At 56.3% G+C, this 9,204-nt stretch carries 7 protein-coding genes; 4 read left to right on the top strand and 3 right to left on the bottom strand.

Annotation, left to right across the window (positions count from 1 at the left end):
* Both AB1724_20305 and AB1724_20300 read left to right on the top strand, forming a co-directional pair.
* Positions 1-2,828, top strand: a 2,828-nt coding sequence (locus AB1724_20305; GenBank protein ID MEW6080160.1) for an RHS repeat-associated core domain-containing protein, incomplete at its 5' end; no start/stop codon positions are given.
* A gap of 2 nt (positions 2,829-2,830) precedes the next feature.
* Positions 2,831-3,460: a hypothetical protein gene (locus AB1724_20300; protein ID MEW6080159.1), complete on the top strand. Its 630-nt coding sequence runs from the start codon at positions 2,831-2,833 to the stop codon at positions 3,458-3,460.
* A gap of 196 nt (positions 3,461-3,656) precedes the next feature.
* Here AB1724_20300 and AB1724_20295 read toward each other — a convergent pair whose 3' ends face one another.
* From AB1724_20295 to AB1724_20285, 3 genes are read right to left on the bottom strand one after another with little or no spacing between them, the layout of a single operon-like run.
* The gene (locus AB1724_20295) at positions 3,657-3,992 is read right to left on the bottom strand and encodes an HNH endonuclease (GenBank protein ID MEW6080158.1); all 336 of its coding nucleotides are present in this window, start codon (positions 3,990-3,992) and stop codon (positions 3,657-3,659) included.
* A complete protein-coding gene (locus AB1724_20290; GenBank protein MEW6080157.1) occupies positions 3,920-4,804 on the bottom strand; it encodes a glutathione synthase in 885 nt (294 codons plus the stop codon). The genes AB1724_20295 and AB1724_20290 overlap by 73 nt, the downstream gene beginning before the upstream one ends.
* Positions 4,801-5,745, bottom strand: coding sequence for a LysR family transcriptional regulator (locus tag AB1724_20285; GenBank protein MEW6080156.1), 945 nt, complete (start codon positions 5,743-5,745; stop codon positions 4,801-4,803). Before AB1724_20285 ends, AB1724_20290 begins: the two co-directional genes overlap by 4 nt.
* A gap of 162 nt (positions 5,746-5,907) precedes the next feature.
* On the opposite strand from AB1724_20285, the gene AB1724_20280 reads away from it, so the two are divergent.
* Positions 5,908-7,704 (top strand): KamA family radical SAM protein, encoded by a 1,797-nt coding sequence (locus AB1724_20280; protein MEW6080155.1) that lies wholly within the window; start codon positions 5,908-5,910, stop codon positions 7,702-7,704.
* A 19-nt stretch (positions 7,705-7,723) separates the two neighbouring features.
* Positions 7,724-9,052, top strand: a complete 1,329-nt coding sequence (locus tag AB1724_20275) for a pyridoxal phosphate-dependent aminotransferase (GenBank protein MEW6080154.1) — start codon at positions 7,724-7,726, stop codon at positions 9,050-9,052.
* The last annotated feature ends 152 nt before the right edge of the window (positions 9,053-9,204 follow it).

Below are 9,204 nucleotides of genomic sequence, written 5' to 3'. Positions count from 1 at the left end.
AGTATGAATATGACGCCTCCGGCAACCGCGTCAAAGAGATCGACCCGCACGGCAACCAGACCGTTTATACGTTTGACAATTACGGCAACGAACTGACCGAGACCGCCACCCGGACGGTAAACGGCGCGCCCGTCGCCATGACCACCACCAAGACCTACGATATTCGCAATAATGTCGTCAGCGTCACGGACCCCGACGGCAATCAAACCGCCACGGAATACAACTACCAGGTGGACAAGGACGCCGCCACAATCGACAGAAACGGCGCCCGCACGGAGTTTACTTACGACGGCCGGGGCAACCTGACTAAAACCCTGTTTGCCGACGGCTCGTCCGCCATCAATACCTATGACGCCGAAGGCAACCGCACCTCTTCAACCGACCGCAACGGCCACACCACCGCGTTTGCCTACGACATTGCCGGCAACCTTGTCAGAACCGACTTTGAAGACGGCGCACATACGGCCATGGAGTACGACGCCGCCGGACGCCTGATCGCCTCCATCGACGAGCGGGGCAACCGGACGGAGTTCGAATATGATGACGCCGGCCGGCGCACCCGGGTAACGGACGCCCCGGGCAATGTCACTCAATTTACCTATGACGCGGCCGGCAACCAGACCGCCATGACCGATGCCAACGGCCATACCACCCAATATGTCTATGATGCCCTGAACCGGCGAATCAAAACCATGTTCCCGGACGGCACGTTTATCCAGACGGCCTATGACGCCAAGGGCAACAAAACAGCCGAGACCGATCAGAACGGCCGGACCACGCAGTTTGAGTATGACGCCAACGGCAATTTAACGGCCGTGGTCGATCCCGCCGGCAACCGCACGGAATACACCTACGACGAAGTCGGCAACAAGCTGACCTTTACCGACGCCAACGGCCATACCGAACGCTGGGCCTATGACGATCTTGGCCGGGCCATCGAACACACCCTGCCTTTGAGCATGAGCGAAACGTTCACCCATGATCCCAACGGCAATGTGCTGACGAAAACCGATTTTAACGGCCAGACAACCAGTTATGACTACAGCCTGTGCTGCAATCGGCTGACAGCCGCGCATTATCCCAACGGCTCGACCACTTCATACACCTATCTTGCCGCCGGTCAGCGAGACACCGTCACCGATGCCAGCGGCACCACCCAATACACTTATGATGTTCGTGGCCGCCTGGAGCAGGTCACCAACCCGGACGGCTCGGTCATTGCCTATGCTTATGACGCCGCCGGCAACCGCACCGCCGTGGACATCCCTTCCGGCGCGGCAGGCTATACCTTTGACGCCTTAAACCGCCTCTCCACGGTCACGGACGCCAACGGCGGGGTAACCACCTATACCTATGACGCCGTGGGCAACCGGGCCGGCGTCACTTATCCCAACGGCGTCATGACCACGTACACCTATGATGATCTGAACCGCCTGACCTACCTGGAGACCACAAGCAGCGGCCAGGTTATCGGGAGCTACACCTACACCCTGGACGCCGCCGGCAACCGCACCAGAGTGCAAGAATACAGCGGCCGGGTGGTGGATTATACCTATGACAACCTGTACCGGCTGATCGCCGAAGATATCATCGACTCTGTGAACGGCAACCAGAGCATCTCCTACACTTACGATGTCGTGGGCAACCGCCTGAGCAAAACCGTTGATGGTGTGACGACAACCTACACCTACGACGCCAACAACCGCCTCATCCAGGAATCCGGGCCGGACGGAACGATTACCTTCGCCTATGACAACAACGGCAACCAGGTTGGTAAACAGTCCGCAGCTCAAAATATCTCCTACGGCTTCGACCATGAAAACCGTCTGGTTTCCGTGGATGACGGCGCCAGCATGGTGTTGTACAAGTATGACGTTGATGGCATCCGGACACGTAAAACCGCAGACGGGGCAGTGACAAAATATCTGGTGGACAAGAACCGGGATTATGCCCAGGTGCTGGAGGAAAGAGCCGGAGCCGGAACGCTTGCGGTCAGCTATGTCTACGGGGACGATCTGATCAGTCAGGAACGAAGTGGTGCAGCGTCGTATTATCATACGGATGGCCTGGGTTCTACACGGGCATTAACCGACGGCACCGGCGCTGTGACCGATACGTATGATTATCTGGCATTCGGAGAACTGCTCAACAGCAGCGGCACCACAGAGAATAATTATTTATTTACAGGCGAGAGCCTTGACCCGAACTCCGGATTTTATTATCTGCGTGCAAGATGGATGAACCCGGAGACTGGGAGGTTCTTGACTGTTGATCCGTGGGAAGGGACTGATTTTGAGCCACTTAATTTGCATCTCTATGTTTACACGATTGATAATCCTGTTAATTATATAGATCCAAGCGGCAACTTTATTTCCTTTGTGGAGTTCAGTGTCTCCAATGCAATAAATTCAAACCTGAGAAAATCTAATGATGCAAAGAAAGCGTATAAGTCTTATAAGAGAGTGAGGCAGGGGCTGTGTACTGCGGCCGCTGTTGCTGCTAAAAATGCTCATCATGCAGTTCCAATGTTTTTAGGTGGAAGAAGAAATCAGACTACAGTTAATCTTCCAAAAAATTTTCATATTCAATTCCACCAATTATTACATTATATGTTGAGAATGGCTGATTTCCCGGGTGGCATAGGAAGAGGTGCAAGTAAAGAAGCCTATAAAAAACTTTTTCAATCTAATCCAGCCACGCGGGCAGCGGCCCATCAAGTTCTGATCTTGGCGGCAAAAATTTTTGACGATGTGTGTACAAAGCAAGGGGCACCAGCGATAACCCCGGCGATCAGAGATCAAATAAAAGATGGTAAATGGGACTTTTGATTATGAAAACCAGATTACGTGATGGATTTATTGCAGAAATAAAAACCTTAGCAAAAAAATATGCTTCATTAAATTTAGCATTAAGCCAACATCCTGCTCCCAATATCCAGCTAAAAGAAAAAAAACAGATACTTGAATTTGTTATAAAACCGTTATTTGCCGGTTCTCAATGGGCTTATTTGTATGGTGATGGAGAAAATATCGGACTTCAAGATAGGCTAAGTACAATACTTTTTAAAAAGGGGAAAAAGTATCAATTTAATTTACAAAAAAATATTTTTGACGGGTTTGAGGAATTCTGGGGGATGCACAATGGAGGGAGAGGATCAATAATTTGGGAAAATGATTTTAAAAAAATCACGTTAGTATCAGTATTAAAGCTAACATACGATCCATTTGTCCTGTCAAATTTGGGGGCAACACTCAATAAATCGGCAATAACAACGGCCCAAAAAGTGGTTATCTCTGATCAGGATAAAATAGCCTTTGGCCTTTCACCGAACAATGGTTTTGAATGGCTAACCATTTTTGTGAATAAATCTCAAATAGCCTCTTTAGTTGACTTGGCTTTTGATAACTGTAAATTGAGTGATTCATTTTTAAAACTATACAGCCATAGAAATCCCAGTTAAAATTGACAGCGCTCTTTACATTTTTGTATTTGATGCCCAACCCTGTCCTAATCGCCAGATCTTAACACAATAGATGGTAGAAAATAGGGTAACACTCCGGATTGTAGAAAGCAATTTGGGAGAAGAGAGGAGTGTTACCATGGCACCAGCAAAAGCGAAGAAGACCCGGTCTGGGAAAGGATGAAGGGGGAGACCTCTACGGCTTGTCTCCTCCCAGACGGGCCAGATACTCTTCCCATTCCACCGGCACCAGCCGGTTTTTTTTGGTGTTGCAATCCTTGCAGGCCGGGACCACGTTGTTCCGGGTGGTTTTGCCCCCCCGGGAGATGGGAACAATGTGCTCCATGGTCAGCTCCGACGGCGGCACGGTCTGGCCGCAGTAATAACAGACGCCCCTGGAAAGCCGTCCTTTCCACCACTGGCTCTGCCGCAGCTCCCGGGCCTTGTTCTTTTCCCGTTTTATGTCCGCTTCGCCGGTGCCTGTGTCCCGGAAAGGGGAGCCGCGCCTGTTCTTTCCTGATCGTTCAGCCATTTTTTGATTTCCCGTGTCAGCAGTTGATAATATGGCCGGGTGCCGCCCAGGCCGCGCCTGCCGAAATAATAATTGATCTCCAGAAAAAGCGGTGGTCCGGTTGGGTCGGGGTGTGAAAACACCAGGTCAAAACCGGCCAGGTTGATGCCCGTCTGATCGCAGAATTTTTTCACCGCTGCCACACCCATATCCCGGAGATCCGGCCGGAACGTTTCGTCAATCACTGCCCCTCTGGACAAATTGACGCGGAAGTCGGATGGGTTCTGACTTACGCGCCAGTATGCCCGAATGGTTTTGTAAATGACGCACACGCGCAGGACGCGGCCACCGGTTTCGATGTACTGCTGGAGCAGGAACCCCGGCTCCCCGGCTTTTTCGGCCTTGGCCGCGAGTTCCAGAAGCGGTGGAAGTGCTCCGGGATTTTTGACCAGAAAAACACCGTGGCCTTCATCCGCGCCGTTGAGTTTGAATACCGCCGGAAATTCCAGGCGGCTGGTGGCGTCGGGTTTTTCAGCCCCGGCCTGGAAGTGGGCGGTACCGGCAAAGAGGCGGGTTTCCGGGTGGGGGGTGCCGGTCTCCCGGAACAGGCGGATCTGGCCGGTTTTGCCGGGGTAGGCGAATTTTTTGTTAAAATCCGGGAATACCCGGGGACAATATGTCCGGGCCGCCTCATACAGTTCTTTTCTGCAGGCCTGGGGAAGGATCACGGCCGAAGCCGACTTCATCGCATCAATGTCGTCGGTCGTCAGCCCCCGGCCGCCGCAGTTGATGAAGCGGTCACCGGAAAAACAGGGATGAAAAGAGAGAATCATGGCCCGGCACGCTCCACTGATTTTTTCTTCCGGTGTTTTTTCGCCGGCGAAGAGGACAGGAGTCGTTTTCTGGCGGCGTTTATAATTTCCAGGATGTAGGGGTGGGTCACCCGGCGGTTCTGGTAGACGGCATAGTAGCTTTCCCGGATGCCCGCCAGGAGGCCGACGCGCTGGACGGCGTGGGTCTCCTCCACCTCGTCGACCAGGACCGACCGGACCGGGAAGAGACCTCGTTCAAAAACCCCGAAGGTCCTCAACAGGCCGGAATCGTCAAACTCGCCGATGACGTTCATCTCCAGGGCCCTGTCGGCAAACCACTGGTCGAGGCTTTGCCGCAGGTTTGTCCCCCGGGCCGGCAGCAGCAGGGGGGCATCGGCCAGGGAATCCGGGAATCCCGGGCGATAACGTTCGGCCACTTCCGGAGCGCCATATAAAAAGAGTTCCGTGTCCCCCAGTTTTCGGGACGTGACCCGGTAGATCATGGCGTCCCGGGGCGGCTGGTCGGAAAGGATGACATGCAGCCGGTTGCGGAACATCATTTCCATCAGGGCATTGAGGGTCCCCTGACGGATTTCCAGGGAAAAGGTCTCCTGCTGTTCCACCGAGGGCTCCAGGAGACGGTAGACGATTGTTTTGGGGATCGAACCCACCACCCCCGCCCGGAAAACGGAGCGTTGAATTTGTGAACGTCCGCGGGCCATCTCGATCAGTTCATTGCCCAGGCGGAAAATTTCGTCGGCGTACTGGGCCACTTCGGCGCCGAACTGGGTCAGCACCAGGCGGCGTCCCATCCTGTCAAACAGTTTCTGCCCCAGGAAGTCCTCGAGCATTTTTAATTGTTCGCTCAAGGTGGAATGGGTCAGACGGAGCCGGTTGGCAGCCCGCGACAGGCTGCCCTCCCGGGAGATCATCCAGAAATAATAGAGGTGGTGGTAGTTCATCCATTCCATGCTTCTATTGTCGGTTATTCCGAAATAGATTGTCAAGTTTTCATTATTGGTATTCCGGGTATCAGCCGTTATGCTGTCTTGTATAGAAGGAAATAACCATTACAGACAGGTCGGAAAAAGATGAGATGGATCCAAATGAAAAGGAAGTACGAAATGGAACGGACACGAATAACGGATACCTATAATGAAGCCCGTTTCCGCCATGAGGCGGGGCGGTTTCTGTCTCTTGTCGCCGAGGCCAAAACGCTTGACGAGGCCCGCGCGCTGATGAGCGCGCACGTCTCGACCGAACAGTTCGAGGCCCACCAGTCCGTTGCCCTGGTGCACGGCTCACCTCTTTATGTCGTGCGCGATTGCGCCCGGGCCCTGCGGGGGATGCTTCACCGGCGGGCCGATCAGCGGGCCGGCTTCAGCGTGGCCCGGGCCATCTGGGATCTGGCCGCGGGCAGGATCAGGCCGGATCTCTCTCCCGCTTTTTTTGCTGAAATGACGCAGTTGATCATCGGGCTGGAAGGGCGGTTCCGTTTCATGCAGCCGCTGGAACCCGCCGGGCCTGATCTCCGCGGACGCGAGGCCGCCCTGAAACGCTCCGATGAACTGGATGCCCTCTGGCGCGGCGTTGAGGAAATCATGAACCGCTATCCCGGCGGCCTGGATGACGCGTCCGTGCAAAGGCGGGCCGTCCGCAGGGAAAAACTTCTCGCCAGGCTCAGGGCCGCTCCAGAGGACTTCGCGGACTGGCGCTGGCAGGTGCGCCATATTGCCCGGGACGCGGAAGCACTCGGGAAAATGGTCGCGCTGACGGATGCCGAGCGGGAGGCCATCGATATGGCCAGGAGCGGCCGGCTGCCTTTCGGGGTTACGCCATACTATGCCTCTCTGATGGATGACGACCCCGGGTCAGGCCGGGATCGCGCCCTCCGGGCCCAGGTAATTCCCACGGCCGCATACGTCAACCATATGCTGGCCAATCGTTCGGACGGCAACTGCTCGCTGGATTTCATGCTCGAGCACGACACCTCTCCCGCGGATCTGGTCACCCGCCGCTATCCGGCCATTCTCATCCTGAAGCCGTTCAACACCTGCCCTCAGATCTGCGTCTACTGTCAGCGCAACTGGGAAATCGAAGACGCCATGATCGGAGGGGCCCTGGCCGAAAAGGCGGTGATTGAAGAAGCCATCGGGTTTATCGAGGGACATCCGGCGATAAAGGAGGTCCTGGTCACGGGCGGCGATCCCCTGGGACTGCCCGATGACCAGTTGCTGCCCATTCTGCGGCGGATCGCGGCCATTCCCCATGTGGATCTAGTCCGCATCGGTACCCGCACGCCGGTGACCCTGCCCATGCGGATTACGCCCGAACTGGCTGACGGTCTCGGCGCGCTTCGCGATCCCGGCCGGCGTGAGGTCATGATCGTGACCCATGTGGAACATCCCTATGAAGTCACTTTCGACATGGTCCGGGCGGTGGACCGGCTGCGCCGGAACGGGATCGGGGTGTATAATCAGCTGGTATATTCGTTTTATGTGTCCCGCCGGTTCGAGGCCGCCAAGCTGCGTATGATACTGAAGGTGGCCGGCATCGATCCCTATTACACCTTCGCGCCCAAGGGCAAGGAGGAAACTGAGGTCTATCGCGTTCCGCTGGCCCGGATTTTCCAGGAACAGAAAGAGGAAGCCCGCCTCCTGCCGGGATCCCGGCGTACCGATGAACCGGTTTACAACGTGCCGGGCCTGGGGAAAAATCATCTGCGGGCTTTTCAGCATCGCGATCTGATCAGCGTGCTGCCGAACGGGGCCCGGGTATATGATTTTCACCCCTGGGAAAAGGGCATCGTCCCCTGCGAGCCTTATGCCGGCGCCGATGTCCCCATCCTGGACTATCTGCAACGGCTGCAGGATACGGACGAAGATCCCGATGAATACGAGACCATCTGGTACTATTATTGACCCGGAAAGGAAGGACGCCATGGAAACCGCCGATCCAGCGGAAAGAAACAACGGCTGCTCCATTACCAGGAGCGTGAACATCAATATCAGGGGGATCGGGGAATCCCCGACCCTGGCCATCCAGGAGCGGTGCCGGAAGATGACCGGGGAGGGGGCGGGGGTCATCAATTTCGGCCTCGGACAGTCTCCCTTTCCCGTGCCCCGGCCGGTGGTCGAGGCGCTGAAACTTCACGCCCATGAAAAAGACTACCTGCCGGTGCGCGGCCTGCCGGCCCTGCGTGAGGCCGTGGCCGGATTTCATCGGCGTCTGGACGGGGTCGAAGCCCTGGACCGGCATGTCCTGGTCGGCCCGGGATCCAAGGAACTGATGTTTCTGCTCCAGATGGTGTTTTACGGGGAATTGATCCTGCCGTCGCCTTGCTGGGTCTCCTACGGTCCCCAGGCCCGGATCCTGGGCAAGCAGATCCGGATTATTCCCACCCGTTACCGGGAACGGTGGCAGCTTTCCGACGACCAGCTGGACGCTTTTCTGGCGGCAGAATGCGACGACAGCCGGCCGCGTATTCTGGTCCTCAATTATCCCGGCAATCCGGACGGACTGACTTACGGTAAACGCGAACTGGAAGCGATCGCCGCCGTGGCCAGAAAGTGGGGGGTGGTGGTGCTGTCCGATGAAATCTACGGCCAGATTCATCACCGGGGAGAACATATCTCCATCGCCCGGTTTTATCCCGAGGGGACCATCATTTCCTCGGGACTTTCCAAATGGTGCGGCGCCGGCGGATGGCGGCTGGGCACCATGACCTTCCCGCCGGCCCTGGAGTGGCTGCTGGAGGCCATGGCCTTTGTGGCCAGCGAGACCTATACTTCGGTCAGCGCGCCCATTCAGCACGCGGCCGTATACGCCTTCAGGGGCGGCGTGGATATCGAGCGCTATCTGCGCAACGCCCGGCGGATATTGTCCGGTCTGGGAAGACGCGTTCACGGTATTCTTCGCAGGGGCGGCATCCGGGCGCATGCGCCGGAAGGGGGCTTTTACCTGTTTCTGGATTTTGCACCCATGCGGAGAAAACTGGCCCGCCGGGGGATTACCGGCGGAAAATCGTTGTGTGAAAGCCTGCTGGCGGAGACGTCGGCGGCCCTGCTTCCCGGAGAGGCTTTCGAACGACCGGCCGGGGAACTGACCGCCCGGCTGGCTTATGTTAATTTTGACGGCGCCGCCGCCCTGGCGGCCGGTGAAGCTGTCGCGCCCCACGAAGACCTGTCGGATGCCTTTTTCGAACAATATTGCCAGGCCACGCTGAACGGCTGCCGGAAGCTCGCCGAATGGGCCGGGGAATACCGGTGAATCAATTTTTTATGTTTCGTCGGGGAACAGCGTCGAGGAGTCAAAACGGCTGGAAGCCCTAACCAGCAGTACCGAACCCAGACCGGTCATGAATGAGCCGACGCGGGTAATGTAATCAGCGGAGCCGTCGGGCGGGGGCTGCTGAAGACCCA

It is taken from the genome of Thermodesulfobacteriota bacterium, from assembly GCA_040753795.1.
GTDB lineage: Bacteria > Desulfobacterota > Desulfobacteria > Desulfobacterales > Desulfosudaceae > JBFMDX01.
Note: the sequence above shows the minus strand (reverse complement) of the source record. Positions and strands in the feature narration are given on the sequence as shown.

Coding starts and splice junctions, on each gene's coding strand:
- AB1724_20300 (MEW6080159.1), top strand. CDS start 2,831: ATGAAAACCAGATTACGTGATGGATTTATTGCAGAAATAAAAACCTTA.
- AB1724_20295 (MEW6080158.1), bottom strand. CDS start 3,992: ATGGCTGAACGATCAGGAAAGAACAGGCGCGGCTCCCCTTTCCGGGAC.
- AB1724_20290 (MEW6080157.1), bottom strand. CDS start 4,804: ATGATTCTCTCTTTTCATCCCTGTTTTTCCGGTGACCGCTTCATCAAC.
- AB1724_20285 (MEW6080156.1), bottom strand. CDS start 5,745: ATGAACTACCACCACCTCTATTATTTCTGGATGATCTCCCGGGAGGGC.
- AB1724_20280 (MEW6080155.1), top strand. CDS start 5,908: ATGGAACGGACACGAATAACGGATACCTATAATGAAGCCCGTTTCCGC.
- AB1724_20275 (MEW6080154.1), top strand. CDS start 7,724: ATGGAAACCGCCGATCCAGCGGAAAGAAACAACGGCTGCTCCATTACC.